This is a genomic window from Cupriavidus sp. 10L43_2, assembly GCF_056395265.1.
Genome location: NZ_JBFTJE010000003.1, coordinates 215,250 through 231,492, shown reverse-complemented (window position 1 = coordinate 231,492; position 16,243 = coordinate 215,250). Strand labels below are relative to the sequence as shown.

The following is a 16,243-nucleotide window of genomic DNA, read 5'->3' as shown; positions in this document are numbered from 1 at the left end:
GCAAGGTCTCCGTCCGGGTCGAAAAGTGCGCGAGAAAAAATAAGTGCGGCCGTGGCCGCACCTCACAAGGGCACCGTCACCGGACTGGAACCGGCAGCGACGACCGATGCATGCCATTCTGTTCAATGCTTTGCTTGTAAATGGCCGTTTAATTATGCGACCGTCCCGGGTCCGGACACAATGGTCATGTGGGGGGAAGTGCAAATCCGCAACACCCGGGGCCGATAGATACGGATCGGATGTTGCGGATTTCGTCGAATGACGAGGTGAGGAGGGCCTTATCCGCCCTGATAAAGCTGCGCGTCGTTGGACGGCTGCATCGGCTTCTGCTGGACCGATGGCGTGGGCTTGCGCGGCTCGGTCGGCGCCGGGCCCGGCTGGCCCTGCGCGGCGGCCGACTTCGACGGCGACTCGGGAATCGCCGGGCCGGCGGCCTGCTTGCCGGCGCCGCCGGTGGCCGGGTCCTGATAGCTCTTGCCCGGCGGTGGGGCGGTCGGGCGCTTCTTCAGCTCGGCCAGCAGGCGGGCGCACTGGCTTTCGTCGCCGCCGGGTGAGAGGTCCAGCAGGGGCACCACCAGCGCCACCGGCGCGGTCAGCGCCAGCGCCAGCGCGCCGCCGGCCCGCAGGGCCAGCACGGCGATGTTCGGGCTCACCGTTGGGTTCTTGAACGTGCCGCCCACATACAGCGGCGACCGCAGCGAGATGATCCGCAAGCCCTTGGAATCGGGATGGATGGTCAACGCCAGCCGCTCCTCGCCGAAGTCGATCGCGCCATCGGTGGTGATCACGGCGTCCTGGGTGTCGAGCACGAAGGTGCGGGCCCGGGCGATGCCGTCCTTGACCGCGAAGTCGCTCACGCCGCAGTTGATCTGCACGGGTTTGTCGCCGAACAGCTTGGAAACCACCACGCTGCCCACGTTCAGGCCGATGGCCTCCAGGATGAACTTGCTGACCGTGCCGTTTTCCACCAGCAGCTTGGCCTCGCCGTTCGACGAACCCATCAGCGCGGCGACCGAGTTGCCGGTGCCGGACAGCTTGGCGCTGCCATTCACCTCACCAACGCTGGCGCGCATCGAGTCCGCCTTCGGGAACAGTTGCTTGAGCTTCAGGTGGCGCGCGGTCATGTCGACCATGGCGCCCATCGGCTCGCGCTTGCCGTCCAGCCGGATCGTGGAGACGAGGTTGCCGCCGGCCACGCCGAAGTTGAGCGGGTCGAGCAGCAGCACGCCATCGGTCAGCTTCAGGTGGGTCTTCAGGTCGGTGATCGGCAGGTCTTCGTCGCGGACGATGCGCTTGCCGGTGAACGTCACGTCGGCGTCGATCTCATCCCAGCGCTCGGTGCGGAACGGCGCCACCGGCAGCGCCTTGTTGGCTGGCTGCTTGACCGGGCTCTCGGAGGCAGCCTGGCCGGGCTTGGCATCGGCGCCGATCAGCGGCGCGAGGTCGGCGAACAGCAGTTGCTTGGACACCAGCTCGCCAGACAGCAGCGGGCGCGGCGAGCGCTGGGCGAAGGTGAGCGTACCGCCCAGGTCGCTGCCGCCGACCTTGCCGGTGAAGTCCCGATACGTATAGGACGACGCCCCTTTCTTGAGCGTGGCCACAAGCCGGCCGCGCGTTTCATACGGTGGGGTGGAGGGCAGCACGATGCCGGTCAGCGCGTAGAGCTTGGCCATGTTGTCGCCGGACAGCATCAGGTTGACGTCGAGCGCGCCCAGGTGGGCCGGGTTGGTCAGCGTGCCTTCGATGACCGCGCGGGTGGCGCCCACGCGCACATCGGCCTGCACGGGATAGGGCGTGTTGACGTCGCGCAGGCTCAGTACCGTGCCGGCCTTGCCGCTGGCGTTGATGGTGGCCTGGTTGTAATGCCCGACTGCCTTCCAGCGGATGCCGTAGCGGCTGTCGGGCGCGGTGTCCTTGGTGTCTTTGGTGTCCTTCGCGTCCTTGCTGTCCTTGGCGATGGGGGCCGAGGCATCGACGGCCGATGCATCGGTCGGCGGCACCAGCGCGCCATCGCGGGCCTTGTCGTAGAGCGCCTGGTCGCCCACGGTGTCCAGCGTGGCCTGCATGTCGATCTTCTCGGCGGCATCGGCCAGTGCCAGATTGCCGCGCTGCAGCACGACCTCGCCAATATCGAGTTCCCAGCTCGACTTGCCGGTCTTGGGCCCGGTGTCGAAGGTCCAGTTGTTGCGCTTGTCGGCCAGCCGCTCGAGCCAGACGGCCGGGCTGTCCACGACGATGGTCGGCACGGCGATCTGGTGCGCCAGCAGCGGCAGCGGGCGCAGTATGAAGATGACCTCCCGCACGGTGGCCATATTGGGCGCGCGGGCCCAGTCGGGGTTGCCCACGGTAATGTCCCGGGCCGACAGACGCGGCCACGGCACCAGCGTGCGCCAGCCGGCCTCGCCCTGCGCGCGCTTCCAGGTGACGACGAGGTCGCCATTGATCGCAAACGGGCGGCCGATAGCCAGCGACACCTTGTCGTTGAGCCAGGGCTTGAGACGATTCCAATCGAAAGTCAGGATGACGATGACCAGGATCGTAATCAGGGCGAGCGGGGTGAACACGCTCCAGAGAATGATTTTTTGTCGGCGCGAGGCGGGCATGAGGTCGGACTCCTGTTGGCGCGCAGGGCCGGGCCGGCGTGGATAAGCCTGGCCTGCCATGCGGCGGATCAACCACTGCACATCCAATTTTAGGGGAGCGCGCCGCGCCGGCTTGTCGGCCTTGCGCTGACATTGCGGTCGCCGGACCGCCGATTTTTGGCGCCAGCCGGGCGGCCGGGGTGACATAAAATAGCGAAATTCGCGATTTTTCCGCTTTGCGCGCTCCTCCCCCTGTCATGACCATTGCCGAGCTTTCCGGGCTGCCCGAGCCCCTGACCCACGAGACCCCCGAGGACGACGACTACCACCGGCGTTTCGGCGGCGTGGCGCGGCTGTACGGGCCGGATGGCATGGCCCGGCTGGAGGCGGCCAGCGTCTGCGTGATCGGCATCGGCGGCGTGGGCAGCTGGGCGGCCGAGGCGCTGGCGCGCAACGCCGTGGGCCGCATCACGCTGATCGACCTCGACCACATCGCCCCGTCGAACACCAACCGCCAGATCCATGCGCTGGGCGATGCCTATGGCCGCGCCAAGGTGGAGGCGATGGGCGAGCGTATCGTGGCGATCAACCCGCGCTGCCGCGTCTCGCAGATCGACGATTTCGTGACTGAGGAGAACGTGGCCGAACTGCTGAGCGGCTTCGACTACGTGATCGACGCCATCGACGCCGTGAAGATCAAGACCGCCATCCTCGGCTGGACGCGGGGGTCGGGGCGTGGCGCGCGCATCCTCACGTGCGGCGGGGCAGGCGGGCAGCTCGATCCCACGCGGGTGCGGCTCGAGGATCTTTCCCGGACCGTGCAGGACCCGCTGCTGGCTAAGGTGCGCGGCAACCTGCGCCGCCAGCACGGCTTCCCGCGCAACCCGAAGCGGAAGTTCGGCATCCTGGCCGTGTATTCGGACGAACCGGTGCGCTATCCGGAGCCCGAACAGCAGGCTTGCGAGATCGACGAGGCCCCGCCCGCGCCGCGCGAGGCCCCGCAAGGGCTGGCCTGCGCCGGGTATGGCTCGTCGGTGGCGGTGACGGCGGTGTTCGGCTTCGTGGCGGCGTCGGCCGTGATCGGCGCGATTGTGGCCGGCAACGATGCCCGGCCGGCGACCGACGCAGCGGACGAGGATTGAGGACTGAGGATTGAGCGCTGAGCGCTAGCTCGCCAGGGTGCGCAGCAAGCCGTCCAGTGCGGCGGCGTCCGGGGCCAGGTTGTCGAAGAAGATCAGTTCGGGATACTCGGCGGGGTCCGGCATGAAGCGGCGTGTCCGATACGCCTCCCAGTGGGTGAGCTTGTAGGCATCGTTGGGATTACCGCGCCGGACGATGCGCGCGTGCGCCTCGTCCTCGGGCAGGTGCACCCAGACCACCTCCGTGCGCGTGCCGGCCGGCATGTGCAGCCAATCCGGATCGGTCAACTGGTGGGCGCGCACTTCGCGCGAGAGCGGCCCCACCACCAGCACGCTGATGCCGAGCATCAGGTTCTCGCGCGCGGTGTCGAGCAGGCCCTGGTATTCGGGGTCGCGCAGGTTATCCAGATAGGCTGGGCTGTCGCGGTCGTTCGGGTCGCCGGTGATGGCGCCCATCGCCGCCGCGCTGTAGCGCCCATAGAGCGTGTCCTTGTCGAGGATGCAGAACGGCTCGCCGGTGGCCTGCATCAGCGGGCCGATCAGCTTGTGGGACAGCGAGGTCTTGCCGGTGCCGGCGTGGCCGCAGAAGAAAATCAGTCTTGGCATGGCGGGAAGGGGCGCGTCGGCCACAGCGGGGGTGCGAACGGCAAGGATACCCCGCATCGGTCCGATAACGACTTGTAGATTTGCGGAAAATCAGATCGACGCGGCGGGAAATCGGTATCCTTGCCGCGTTACCGACTTGCTCCTTGCCCGCCACATGTCCGCCGCCGCACTCGACACGCAAGATCCCTATCAAGGACTGTCGTCCGAGGGCCTGCCCGAAGCGCTACGCCTCGGGGAGCCCGTGACCGACGCCACCCACGCCGAATTCCTCCAATTGCTCGATGCGGCCGCCCGCGCCGACGACGCCGGCTTCCTGGAAGCCTATGACGCGTGGATCGACCATACGCGCCATCATTTCGCGCAGGAAGAACAGTGGATGGAGGCGATGGGCTTCGGCCCGCGCCATTGCCATGCGGGCGAGCACCAGCAGGTGCTGGCCGTTGCGCAGGCCGTGCGCGACAAGGTGGCGGAGGAGGGGGTGGTGAGCCTGGGACGCCGGCTCGTGGGTGAGCTGTCCGGCTGGTTCGACCAGCACGTGAAGTCGATGGACGCCATGATGGTAGAACACATGCAGGCCAACGGCTTCACGCTGATCGAAGGCCCCCAGGACTGAAGCCGGGGGGCTCCTAGCTCAGTTCAGCGCCGCGCTAAGCTGGCGGCGCCAGCGCGAGACCACGTCGGGCCGGCCGGCAAGCAGGTCGAACACCGACAGCATGGTCTTGCGTCCGATGTCTTCGTCGAAGCCGCGGTCGCGGCGCACGATTTCCAGCAGTTGTTCCAAGGCAGGCTCGTACTCGCGGCGCGCGATCAGCGCGTTCGCCAGGTCGAGCTTCGCGCCGAGATCGGCCGGATTGGCCTGCACGCGGGCGATCAGCGCGGAGGCGTCGGGCAGGTCGTCCACGTGCCGCAGCGCCTCCAACTGAGTCTGCACGGCGGCGTAGCCTTCCTCCTGCGGGGCGCGCGGCGATAGCCGGGAGAACTCGGCCTCGGCGGCGTCGACCTCGTTGTGATCGAGCAGGAAGCTGGTATAGGCCAGCCGTGCATCGTCGGCGCCCGGATCGAAGGCCAGCGCGGCCTGGAAGGCGGCGCGCGCCCCCTCGGCATCGCCAGCGGCCACCAGTTCGCGGGCCTCGTGCAGCGCCTGCTCGCCCGGGTTCGGGGTCAGGCGGTCCAGGAATTCACGCAGGCCCGACTCCGGCAGCACGCCGACGAACTGGTCTACGGCCTGCCCATCGGCAATCGCCACCACATGGGGAATGCTGCGCACGCCGAAGTGCGCGGCCAGCTCCTGGTTCTCGTCCACATTGACCTTGGCGAGCTTCCACTTGCCGCCGGATTCGGCTTCCAACTTCTCCAGCATCGGTCCGAGCGTGCGGCATGGGCCACACCAGGGCGCCCAGAAATCGACCAGCACGGGCACCTGCCGCGACAGTTCGATCACATCGGCCTCGAAATTCTGCAGGGTGACGTCGCTCATGTTCTGCCTTTCGGAATGGTGGAGGCCGGATAGCGGCCGGACCTCCCTATTGTGAGGGCGAAGCCGCGGAAAGCAACCTTTGGCCTACCCCGATCGGGAAAACCTCCGCTTGAAAATAGAACGGTCGTTCAGTTATATTGCCCCTCTGTTGACGAAACCAAAAAGCCGGTCGCAAAGACCCAGGAGACAAGATGACCACCACGCCCGCGCGCCCGCATTTCCAGTTCTGGCCGAAGCGTCTGCCCACGCAGATCGTGCTGCCCGAGACCTCGCTCTGGTACAACCTCGAAGTCTCCGCGCACCGCTACGCCGAGAAGCCGGCGATCCGCTACTTCGGCAATGCCATCACGTTCCGCACGCTGGAGGCGCAGGCCACGGCGCTGGCGGGCTGGCTCCAGCAGAAGGCCGGCGTGAAGAAGGGCGACCGCGTGCTGCTGTATATGCAGAACTGCCCGCAGTTCATCGTCAGCTACTACGCGATCCTGCGTGCCGACGCGGTGGTGGTGCCCGTCAACCCGATGAACCGTGCCGAGGAGTTCAAGCACTACGTGAGCGATGGCCAGGCGCGCGTGGCGATCTGCACGGCAGATCTCGCCGCCGGCGTGGCCCAGGCCAACGCCGAACTGCCGGCCGACCAGCAGCTCCAGCACGTGCTGGCCACGCAGTACGCGGACGCGCTGCCGGCCTCCTACGAACATCCCGAAGACGCGCCGCCCGCGTGGATCACCGCCGAGCATCCGCTGCCGGCAGGTGCCACGCCGTGGGCCGAGGCGCTCGGCGCCGGCCTGCAGCCGGGCCCGCACACCGCCGGCCCGGACGACATGGCCGTGATGCCCTACACCTCGGGCACCACGGGCTTCCCCAAGGGCTGCATCCACACCCATCGCTCGGTCATGCATAACGTGATCGGCGGCGGCACGTGGTCGGGCAGTGGCGCGGAATCGGTGATCCTGTCGGTCCTGCCGCTGTTCCACGTGACCGGCATGCAGTACGGCATGAACGGGCCGATCTACAGCGGCGCCACCGTGGTCATGCTGCCGCGCTGGGACCGCGAAGTAGCCGGCCGCCTGATCTCGCGCTACCAGGTCACGCACTGGACCAACATCCCGACCATGGTGATCGACTTCCTGGGCAGCCCGAACCTGGCCGCCTTCGACATGACCAGCCTGCGCTACATCGGCGGCGGCGGCGCGGCCATGCCGCAGGCGGTGGCCGAGCGGCTCAAGGAACAGTTCGGCCTCAGCTACCTGGAGGGCTATGGCCTCTCCGAGACCATGGCGCCGACGCACAGCAACCCGGCCGAACGCGCCAAGCTCCAGTGCCTGGGCGTGCCGACCTTCAACACCGAGGCACGCGTGATCGACCCCGTCACGCTGCAGGAACTGCCGCCGAACGAAGTGGGCGAGATCATCGTGCGCGGCCCGCAGGTCTTCAAGGGTTACTGGGGCAAGCCCGATGCCACGCGCGACGCCTTCATCGAGTTCGAAGGCCGGACCTGGTTCCGCACCGGCGACCTGGGCCGCATGGACGATGACGGCTACTTCTTCATCACCGATCGCCTCAAGCGCATGATCAACGCGTCCGGCTTCAAGGTCTGGCCGGCCGAGGTGGAAAACCTGCTCTACAAGCATCCGGCCGTGCAGGAGGCGTGCATCATCGGCACGCGCGACGCCTATCGCGGCGAGACCGTGAAGGCCGTAGTGGTGCTGCGCACCGCCGCCAAGGGAAATACCACGCCGGAAGACATCATCGAATGGGCGAAGGAGAACATGGCCGCGTACAAGTATCCGCGCGTGGTCGAGTTCGTCGATGCATTGCCGAAGTCCGGCACCGGCAAGGTGATGTGGCGCCAGCTGCAGGAGAGCGAGAACGCGCGCACCGGCGCGTAATTCGCCTGCCGATCAGTGCCCGCGGGCGCGCATCAGCATCCTGACCATGGTCTTGTAGCCGCGCTCGCGTGCATGGCGGGTGGGCGTGACGCCTTCACGGTCGGCGAGGTTGGCGTCCGCGCCCGCATCGAGCAGCAGTTGCACCACTTCCTCGTAGCGCGCGCTGCCGTCGCCGAGCACCACGGCCTCGAGCAGCGCAGTCCAGCCGAGTTGGTTCACGTGGTCCACGCTGAGCCCGGCCTTCAGTAGCAATTTCACGATTTCGACATTGCCGTGCTGGCTCGCGGCGATCAGCGCCGTGCCGTCGTAGCGGTCGGTGCTGCGCGGGTCGGCGCCGTGTGACAGCGCCAGCCGCAAAATGTCGATCTGTCCCGTGGCAGCCGCCACCAGGAACGGGCTGTTCGACTCCCCATCCTTGCGATTCACATCGGCGCCGGCCATGATCAGCGTGCGCGCCACCTCGTTGCGCCGCATGTAGACGGCGGCCAGCAGCGCGCTGCGGCCGCGTTCGTCCACGGCCTGCATCGACGCCCCGGCAGCGAGTAGCCGATTGACGAGTTCCGAGTCGCCAATGCTGGCGGCGGTGATCAGGTTGCGGTCCAGCGCGGCCATGCCGTCGCTGCGCGGTGGCAGGGCGGGGGAATCGACCGGACGCGGCGAGCGCGGCCCCTGCGCGAGCATGGAGCCGTTGCCGATGCCAGTCAGGGTGCGTGCCAGCGTCTGGCCGCCCTGGCCGGCGAGCAGGCCGCCGCCCATCAACAATCCCAACAACCCGAGCATTTCGGCGATGGCCTGGCGGCGGGGGCGGGTCTGGGAGCGCGTCATGGGGAGGGCGTCGAGGGCGCTGGGTGGCTCAGACGGTTTCGTGCGGCGCGTCGGCGGCGGCGATGCCGTCCGTGCCGTCGGCCTGCATGACGGGCGGCCGGTGGCGGTGCGGGTCGTCCCCGGCCGGGTGCGCGGCATCGGCGACGTCGCTGTCCTGCAGCAGGCGCCAGAGGCGGCCCAGGTAAGGATCGTCCACGCCGTTGGTGGCCAGGCCCAGCAGCGTCTGCTGGAGATATTCGCGCGCCGGGCCGTACAGGCCGCAGGCGTGGCGCAGGCAGTCCACCACGCGGTTATCGGGCAGGCGGCCCGCGTAGGCGGGATGTTCGCGGTTCATCACAAAGGCCAGCGCGCGGGCCTCCGGGGCGTCCGGGTCATTGTCGAGTTTCACGCGCAGCCAGCGCGGATGATAGGCGCCGGTCAGCATCTCGCGGCGCCAGAGCACGCGGAATTCCTGCTCGATCACATGGGCCGGGATGCGGAACACCATGCCGGTGCAGCAGCCGCCCCGGTCCAGGCCGAGCACGAGTCCGGGGTTGTCCCAGGTGCCGCGATTGATCCGGGAATAGAGGTAGAAGCCGCGATGGTAGCCATGCACGGTGGCCAGGCGCCGGTCCGTGTGGACCACCATCGGATTCCAGATCAGCGAGCCGTAGCCGAACAGCCAGACATCGCCGTGCATGGCATCGCCGTCAGGCCGGGCGGCCAGCGTGTCATGGAGCGATTGCTCGATATCGGCCTCAGGCAGCAGCGAGGACGCGACCGGGGTGCTGCACAGCGATGCGCGCAGCCTGTCCGCTTCGAGGTCCTGTCTGGTGATGGCCATGGATGCAAGGATAATCCAAAGCGTATTGATCCGTCGCAAGGAAGCCACAGACGGGGAGTGGGGTGTGTGTCACAGGCAACGGTTTGCCATGCGCCCGCCGGGCCGGCAAGTCTCTACAATGAGGGCCTGACTTCTTGGAGAACCGGTCATGGCGCGTACGCTTACCGTGGTGTTCGGCAGTGGCAAGGAATTCGATTTCACGCTTGGCGATGCCGAGCTGGCGGCCGTGACCGAGGAGGCCGCGTGGCGCTGGTTCGACCGCGAATATGCCGAACTGGACTGCCAGGCATCGAGCCCGGTGGGCAAGGTGCTCGTCATCGACAAGATCTTGAACGTGGCCAAGTTCTCGGGCGAGAACCGTTTCAGTGGCAATGCCGAGTGGGCACAGGACTTCGCACGGCACGCCGGCCGGCTGCTGGACCGCGACAAGGTCCGCGTGGACGTGGGGAATGCGGCGATCGGGTTCTGAACCCTCGAGTTTCAGATTCCACGATGTAAAAACGGACGCCGAGGCGTCCGTTTTTATTGGGTCAGGTCAGGCCGAGGCTCAGACCGACAGCAGTTCCACTTCGAACAGCAGCGTGGCGTTCGGCGGAATCACGCCACCGGCGCCACGGGCACCGTAGCCCAGGTCGGCCGGGATCACCAGACGGCGCGTGCCACCCACCTTCATGCCCTGCACGCCTTCGTCCCAGCCACGGATCACGTGGCCGGCGCCCAGCGGGAACACGAAGGGGTCGTTGCGGTCCTTGCTCGAATCGAACTTGCGGCCAGCCTGGTCGTTCTCGTACAGCCAGCCGGTGTAGTGCACGGTCACGTGCTGGCCTGCGCGGGCTTCGTCGCCAGCGCCGACAACGGTGTCTTCGAATTGCAGGCCGGAGGGAGTGGTTTGCATCGCAATCTTCCTGTTTTTGGTTGATGAAGCGTTATCTGGGGCTCGGGCGGCGACCCGCTCAGCCGGCGGCGCGCTGGAGCACGTCGAGCGTCAGCTGCACGTTGTGGTCGTCGTCGCTGACCCAGATCTCGGCGTCCTGGATGGTCACGGACAGGCGCATGGCGCGCTGCGCCATGCCGGCCAGTGCCTCCACGGCTTCCGACGGCACATTGTAAATGGTCACGTTGCGCAGCTTGCTGGCCTTGCCAGCCATGCCCTTCCACCATTCGCGCGCGCTGGCGCTCTGATAGGTATAGACGGTGACGCGGTCCGCGCGGGACGAGGCGCGCCGCAGCCGGGATTCGTCGGGCTGGCCGAGTTCCACCCAGTGGGCGATCTCGCCGGTCAGCGTCTTGTCCCAGAGGTCGGGTTCGTCGGGCTCGTCGAGGCCGCGCGTGAAGGTGAGGGACTCGGACGCCTCGCAGGCGAAGGCCAGCAGGCGCACCATCATCCGCGCGTCGTTCTCGGACGGATGCTGGGCGATGGTCAGCGTATGGCTGCCGTAGTAGGGCCGATCCATGTCCGATACGGACAGTTCGGCCTTGAAGATGGTGGACTTGAGCGCCATGGAATCACGGGAAATGCGGGCTCGCGCCGGCCACGGGATGCCATACGGCACGGCGCGCGAAGGCCGCATCATACGTGATCCGCGTGGGCAGGCGATGGAAAACCATCGCCCGAAGGTGCGTTGGCGCGCGGAGCCCGGGCGGGCCTTCGCTCAGGACTTGCGCTTGTGGCTGACCCAGAAGCGCAGCACCGCCGACACCAGCACGAGCGCCAGGAACGCGGCGGCCGCCACCAGCGCGAGCCCGGCCTTGCTGTTGATCTGGCCTTCGAGCGCCACGCTGACCAGCAGCGTGCCGACCATGACGGCTAGCAGCGGCAGCAGCAGGGCGCCACGGCCATAGGTCTGGTAGGCCCAGAGCGGGAATTTGCGGACGGTTTGGGCAGGGACGCTGCAGGCCAGGCAGGCGCCGGCTGCGGCCAGGGACGCCGCAACGACGTCTCCGACGTGAATAGTGATCATCTCGACTCGCGAATCGCCGGATACGCTGGGGGCGGAACGCGGCAGGATGGGAACGGGCAAGGCGCTGATTTTACTGAAATTTTTCCCGGCAAAGGTGACGCGGGGTCGTCATCGGGCTCGATATCGGCGATCGATTTCCCCTATTCAGGATGGCGGCGCGCTGCCGTCCGCCCCGGGCTACTGCGCGGGCGTCGCTTCGACGGAAATGTGGAGCGTCACGGTATCGCCGACGTCGGGCAGGAACCGTGTCATGCCGAAGGCACTTCTGGGCAGGCTGGCGTGGAAATCTCCGCCGCAGACGTCCCGGCCCACGCCGAACAGCACCACGCGCCCGCAGCTGAAGCGGTCCGCCTCCAGCCGCAGCGGCCGGGTCACGCCCAGCAGCGACACCTGACCCTCCACGGCTACGAGCTTGCCGCCTTCCACGACGAACCGGTTGCCCTGGAAGCGCGCGACCGGAAAATTCTGGGCATCGAAGAATTGTGGCGAACGCAGCACGCCATCGAGGCTGCGATTGCCGGTGTCGACCGACTCGGTATCCACCGTGAAGTCGATTGACCCCGCCCCGGTGGCCGGGTCATAGACGATGCGGCCATCCAGCTTGTTGAAGCGGCCGCGCACCGTGGTGCGGTCGAAATGGCTCGCGCCGAAGTAGACCGCGGTGTGGGTGGGATCGACGTTGTAGTTCACGGGCGCCGCCCAGGCCGGGAGGCTGGCACCTGCCAGGGCGCCAACGAGGGCAGCGATCAGCAGGGGCCGCATGTCAGTGGACGAACACCGGCAGCAGGAACAGCCCGATCACCGTCAGCAAGCCGATGGTCCAGCACAGCGTGCGCAGCGTGGCCCGGTCGGTCAGGTAGCAGACCGTATAGAGAATGCGCGCGACGACGAACACCACCGCCAGTTCGTCGATCCGAGCCTGCGGCGCGCTCATGTGCGTGGCAATCAACACGCCGGCCGCGAAGAACGGGAAGGCCTCGAAGTGGTTACGGTGGGCGAGGTCGGCGCGCCGCGCCCGCCCACTCTGCTTCTCCAGCCAGCCGCGCGGGTCGTGGTTGTCGAAGCCGCCACGCCCGCCTGCCTTGGCGATGGCCACCGTCAGTACGGGCAGCAATCCCGCCACCAGCACACACCAGAACGCAATCGGCATATCGGTCCTTTGTGTCCCTTCGGTTCTCGGGTTCTATATCAGGCGGCCACCACCTTGATGCGCACGCCGGCCATGGTCACCACCTGCCCGGCGCGGATCTTGGCGGTCTTGCGCGACTCGGCCGCGCCATCCACCGAGACCTCGCCAGCCGCCACCAGCGCCTTGCCGGCGCCGCCGCTGTCACAGACGCCGGCCAGCTTCAGCAGGTCGTTCAGGGCGATGAACTCGCCCTCGAGCGGAAATTTGATCGTTTGTGTCGTCATCGTCACTTGCCCCAGCTATCTTTCAGGCCAACCGTGCGATTGAAGACGGGCTTGCCCGGCTGCGAATCGGTACGGTCTGCCACGAAGTAGCCGTGACGCTCGAACTGGAAGCGGTCTTCCGGCTTGGCGTCGCGCAGGCCCGGCTCCAGGTAGGCTTTGACCACCTTCTTGGAATCCGGGTTCAGCGCCTCGAGGAAGTTCTTGCCGCCGGCGTCGGGGTTCGGGTCGTTGAACAGGCGGTCGTACAGGCGCACTTCGGCTTCGACCGCATGCGGCGCGCTGACCCAGTGGATGTTGCCCTTGACCTTGACGCTGTCCGCGCCCGGCGTGCCGCTCTTGGTTTCCGGCAGGTAGTTCGCGTGCACGGCCACCACATTGCCGTCCGCGTCCTTGTCCACGCCCGTGCACTCGATCACGTAGCCGTAGCGCAGGCGCACCTTGTTACCCGGGAACAGCCGGAAGTAGCCCTTGGGCGGCGTCTCGGTAAAGTCGTCGCGCTCGATCCACAGTTCGCGCGAGATGGGGAACACGCGGCGGCCCAGTTCGGGCTGCTTGGGGTGCACCGGCGCCGAGCATTCCTCGGTCTGGCCTTCCGGGTAGTTGTCCAGGATCAGCTTGACCGGGTCGAGCACGCCCACGCTGCGCGGGGCGCGCGCGTCAAGGTCGTCGCGCACGGCGCCTTCCAGCGTGCTCATGTCGATCCAGCTATCGGCCTTCGACACGCCCACGCGGTCGCAGAACAGCTGGATCGATTCCGGCGTATAGCCCCGGCGGCGGATGCCGACGATGGTGGGCATGCGCGGGTCGTCCCAGCCGTCCACGCGGTTTTCGTCCACCAGCTGCTTGAGCTTGCGCTTGCTGGTGATGGCGTAGGTCAGGTTCAGGCGCGCGAACTCGTACTGGTGCGGCAGCGGGTCGCGGAACACGCCAGCTTCGCGCAGGTGCTGGAGCACCCAGTCGTACAGCGGGCGGTTGTTCTCGAACTCCAGCGTGCACAGCGAATGCGTGATGTTCTCGATCGCGTCCGAGATGCAGTGCGTGAAGTCGTACATCGGGTAGATGCACCACGCATCGCCGGTACGGTGGTGATGGGCGTGGCGGATGCGGTAGAGCACCGGGTCGCGCAACACGATGTTCGGTGCGGTCATGTCGATCTTGGCGCGCAGTACGTGCTCGCCATCGCCGTACTTGCCGGCGCGCATGTCGCGGAACAGCGCGAGGTTCTCTTCCACCGTGCGGTCGCGGAACGGCGAGGGCTTGCCCGGCTCGGAGAAGTTGCCACGCGTGGCGGCGATCTGCTCGGCGGTCTGGCTGTCCACATAGGCGGCGCCGCGCTCGATCAGCGTTTCCGCAAAGGCGTACAGTTGCTCGAAGTAGTCGCTGGCGTAGTACAGGTGCGGCTTGCCGCCCGGCGCTTTGGCGTCCCACGAGAAGCCGAGCCAGTGCACGGCGTCGATGATCGAGTCGACGTACTCGGTGTCTTCCTTGACCGGATTGGTGTCATCGAAGCGCAGGTGGCACTGGCCGGCGTAGTCGCGCGCCAGGCCGAAGTTCACGCAGATGCTCTTGGCGTGGCCGATGTGCAGGTAGCCGTTCGGCTCCGGCGGGAAGCGCGTGATGACCGGCGGCAGCGCGGCGCCCTGGGTGTCCGTCCGCCCGGCGTAGGTGCCCGCGGCCAGATCCTGGTCGATGATGCTGCGCAGGAAGTTCGAGGAGGCCGGGTTGTCGGTCTTGTCGGTAGGCTTGTTGTCTTGGCTCATGGTGGCGCCGCGTCGCACGCGGCCAATGGCATGGTGTGGGGCCCCGGGACGTGCTCCGGCTCCCCTTGTTCGGTGGAATGGCGGGATTTTACCGTGCCTGCGGGGCAACCCGGCGGTGCGCCGCTATTTTCAGAATCGGCTCACAGCGCGGTGGCCACAAGTGGTGCAGAATCCACGGCAGGTCATCGCATGCCGCCATCGTGGCATGAAAAGGTTGGGCCATGTTGCGGGAACACAACCCATGAACACTGCTTCCTCTCCTGATTCGTCCGTCCCGGCCATTTCGGCCGGTTCGTCAGCCTCGGCCACCTTGCCGGCGGACGCCCTGGCCGGTCTCTGGCACGGCGCCGGCCTGCCGCCCGAGGCGCTTGCGCACCTGGCGCTGACCGGTGCGGACCCCATCCTGCCATCGAGCTTCGCCGTGGGCACGGCGGCGCAGGCCAGCCTCGGGGCGTCCGCGCTGGCTGCGGCGGCGCTCTGGGCGCAGCGCACGGACCGCTGGCAGGACGTGGCGGTGGACATGCGCCACGCGCTGGCGGAATTCCGCAGCGAGCGCTACCTGCGCGTGAACGGCGGGCCGGCGCCCGAACTCTGGGACAAGATCGCCGGCCTGTACCCGTGTGGCGACGGGCGCTGGGTCCGGCTGCACACCAATTTCCCCCATCACCGCGACGGCGTGCTGCGCCTGCTCCAGTGCGCGCACACCAAGGACGCGGTGCGCGCGGCGCTGGGCCGATGGGAGGCCGAGGCGTTCGAGTCCGCCGCGTCGGACGCCGGGCTCGTGGTGGCCGCCATGCGGCCCTATGACACCTGGCGCGCGCACCCGCAGGCGGAGGCCATTGCCGGGCTGCCGCCGGTGACGATCGAGAAGATCGGCGAGGCGCCGCCCCAGCCCCTGCCGCCGCTGGCGGACCATGCCGAGCTCAATGTCGATGCCCGCCCGCTGACCGGCGTGCGCGTGCTCGATTTCACGCGGATCATCGCCGGCCCGGTGGCGGGGCGCACGCTGGCCGCGCATGGCGCCGATGTGCTGCTGGTGACGGCCGCGCACCTGCCGGCCATCGCGCCGCTGGTGATCGACACCGGGCGCGGCAAGCGCTCCTGCCAGCTTGATCTGCGCGACCCGGACGACAAGCGCACGCTGCACAAGCTGCTGCATGGCGCCGATGTGGTGGTGCAGGGCTATCGCCCGGGCGGGCTGGCCGAACTGGGCGCCGGCCCGGAGGCCGCGGCGCGGGCGCGGCCCGGCATCGTCTATGTGTCGTTGTCGGCCTACGGGCACGTGGGGCCGTGGGCGGGCAAGCGCGGCTTCGATTCGCTCGTGCAGACGGCCACCGGCTTCAACGACGACGAGGCGCGGGCGGCCGGCAGTGCCGAGCCCAAGCCGCTGCCGGCCCAAGTGCTCGACCACGCGGCGGGCTACCTGCTGGCGTTCGGCGCGATGGCCGCGCTGCACCGGCGCGCGGTGGAGGGCGGAAGCTGGCACGTGCGGGTGTCGCTGGCGCAGGTGGGGCAATGGCTGCGTGGGCAGGGCCGCGTGCCGGAGGGCTGGCGCGTGCCGGACCCGCATTTCGACGAGATGTCGGACCTGCTGGAGGTAGAGGAGTCGGGGTTTGGAGAGCTGACCGTGGTGCGCCATGCCGCCCGGCTGTCCGAGACGCCCGCGCACTGGGCGCTGCCCTCGGTGCCGCTCGGCACCCACGCGCCGGAGTGGCTGCGGCGTGGGTGAATTTTCTCCCCTCTCCCTTTGGGAGAGGGGAGCAAGACA

The 16,243-nt window shown here is 67.8% G+C and carries 17 protein-coding genes; 5 read left to right on the top strand and 12 right to left on the bottom strand.

What is annotated here, in order from left to right:
* Positions 1-278: 278 nt before the first annotated feature.
* On the bottom strand, positions 279-2,603 hold the full coding sequence (locus AC1DEL_RS05815) for an AsmA family protein (RefSeq protein WP_477125469.1): 2,325 nt from the start codon (positions 2,601-2,603) through the stop codon (positions 279-281).
* Between the two features lie 236 nt (positions 2,604-2,839).
* On the opposite strand from AC1DEL_RS05815, the gene AC1DEL_RS05810 reads away from it, so the two are divergent.
* Entirely contained in the window at positions 2,840-3,724 is an 885-nt protein-coding gene (locus AC1DEL_RS05810; protein WP_092290465.1) for a tRNA threonylcarbamoyladenosine dehydratase, read from the top strand.
* Positions 3,725-3,748: 24 nt separating this feature from the next.
* On the opposite strand, the gene AC1DEL_RS05805 is transcribed toward AC1DEL_RS05810, so the two are convergent.
* Positions 3,749-4,327 carry a P-loop nucleotide/nucleoside kinase family protein gene (locus tag AC1DEL_RS05805; RefSeq protein ID WP_092290463.1) on the bottom strand — a complete coding sequence of 193 codons (579 nt, stop codon included), beginning with the start codon at positions 4,325-4,327 and terminating at the stop codon, positions 3,749-3,751.
* A gap of 154 nt (positions 4,328-4,481) precedes the next feature.
* Here AC1DEL_RS05805 and AC1DEL_RS05800 point away from each other — a divergent pair, with 154 nt between their 5' ends.
* Positions 4,482-4,940 carry a bacteriohemerythrin gene (locus tag AC1DEL_RS05800; RefSeq protein WP_092290461.1) on the top strand — a complete coding sequence of 153 codons (459 nt, stop codon included), beginning with the start codon at positions 4,482-4,484 and terminating at the stop codon, positions 4,938-4,940.
* An 18-nt stretch (positions 4,941-4,958) separates the two neighbouring features.
* Here AC1DEL_RS05800 and trxA read toward each other — a convergent pair whose 3' ends face one another.
* The gene (trxA, locus tag AC1DEL_RS05795; RefSeq protein ID WP_477104857.1) at positions 4,959-5,804 is read right to left on the bottom strand and encodes a thioredoxin; all 846 of its coding nucleotides are present in this window, start codon (positions 5,802-5,804) and stop codon (positions 4,959-4,961) included.
* A gap of 191 nt (positions 5,805-5,995) precedes the next feature.
* On the opposite strand from trxA, the gene AC1DEL_RS05790 reads away from it, so the two are divergent.
* Positions 5,996-7,693 (top strand): long-chain fatty acid--CoA ligase, encoded by a 1,698-nt coding sequence (locus AC1DEL_RS05790; protein ID WP_441590604.1) that lies wholly within the window; start codon positions 5,996-5,998, stop codon positions 7,691-7,693.
* 12 nt (positions 7,694-7,705) lie between these two features.
* Here AC1DEL_RS05790 and AC1DEL_RS05785 read toward each other — a convergent pair whose 3' ends face one another.
* Complete coding sequence (locus AC1DEL_RS05785; RefSeq protein WP_092290455.1) at positions 7,706-8,518, bottom strand: ankyrin repeat domain-containing protein; 813 nt, start codon at positions 8,516-8,518, stop codon at positions 7,706-7,708.
* Between the two features lie 28 nt (positions 8,519-8,546).
* On the bottom strand, positions 8,547-9,341 hold the full coding sequence (locus AC1DEL_RS05780; protein ID WP_092290452.1) for a gamma-glutamylcyclotransferase: 795 nt from the start codon (positions 9,339-9,341) through the stop codon (positions 8,547-8,549).
* A 148-nt stretch (positions 9,342-9,489) separates the two neighbouring features.
* On the opposite strand from AC1DEL_RS05780, the gene AC1DEL_RS05775 reads away from it, so the two are divergent.
* Positions 9,490-9,810: a hypothetical protein gene (locus AC1DEL_RS05775; RefSeq protein WP_092290450.1), complete on the top strand. Its 321-nt coding sequence runs from the start codon at positions 9,490-9,492 to the stop codon at positions 9,808-9,810.
* 78 nt (positions 9,811-9,888) lie between these two features.
* Here the strand turns inward: AC1DEL_RS05775 and AC1DEL_RS05770 are convergent, their stop codons facing one another.
* The 7 genes from AC1DEL_RS05770 to AC1DEL_RS05740 all read right to left on the bottom strand — a co-directional run bounded on the left by AC1DEL_RS05770 (position 9,889) and on the right by AC1DEL_RS05740 (position 14,475).
* Complete coding sequence (locus AC1DEL_RS05770) at positions 9,889-10,236, bottom strand: FKBP-type peptidyl-prolyl cis-trans isomerase (protein ID WP_092290448.1); 348 nt, start codon at positions 10,234-10,236, stop codon at positions 9,889-9,891.
* Positions 10,237-10,294: 58 nt separating this feature from the next.
* Positions 10,295-10,843, bottom strand: a complete 549-nt coding sequence (locus tag AC1DEL_RS05765; RefSeq protein ID WP_092290873.1) for a YaeQ family protein — start codon at positions 10,841-10,843, stop codon at positions 10,295-10,297.
* A 150-nt stretch (positions 10,844-10,993) separates the two neighbouring features.
* Positions 10,994-11,302, bottom strand: coding sequence for a hypothetical protein (locus tag AC1DEL_RS05760; RefSeq protein ID WP_092290446.1), 309 nt, complete (start codon positions 11,300-11,302; stop codon positions 10,994-10,996).
* A gap of 177 nt (positions 11,303-11,479) precedes the next feature.
* Complete coding sequence (locus AC1DEL_RS05755; protein WP_441590600.1) at positions 11,480-12,064, bottom strand: YceI family protein; 585 nt, start codon at positions 12,062-12,064, stop codon at positions 11,480-11,482.
* A gap of 1 nt (position 12,065) precedes the next feature.
* Positions 12,066-12,452 (bottom strand): MAPEG family protein, encoded by a 387-nt coding sequence (locus tag AC1DEL_RS05750; protein WP_092290442.1) that lies wholly within the window; start codon positions 12,450-12,452, stop codon positions 12,066-12,068.
* 38 nt (positions 12,453-12,490) lie between these two features.
* A complete protein-coding gene (locus tag AC1DEL_RS05745; RefSeq protein ID WP_092290440.1) occupies positions 12,491-12,715 on the bottom strand; it encodes an RNA-binding S4 domain-containing protein in 225 nt (74 codons plus the stop codon).
* A 2-nt stretch (positions 12,716-12,717) separates the two neighbouring features.
* Positions 12,718-14,475, bottom strand: coding sequence for a glutamine--tRNA ligase/YqeY domain fusion protein (locus AC1DEL_RS05740; protein WP_092290438.1), 1,758 nt, complete (start codon positions 14,473-14,475; stop codon positions 12,718-12,720).
* A 241-nt stretch (positions 14,476-14,716) separates the two neighbouring features.
* On the opposite strand from AC1DEL_RS05740, the gene AC1DEL_RS05735 reads away from it, so the two are divergent.
* A complete protein-coding gene (locus AC1DEL_RS05735) occupies positions 14,717-16,204 on the top strand; it encodes a CoA transferase (protein ID WP_477125470.1) in 1,488 nt (495 codons plus the stop codon).
* Positions 16,205-16,243 lie beyond the last annotated feature (39 nt).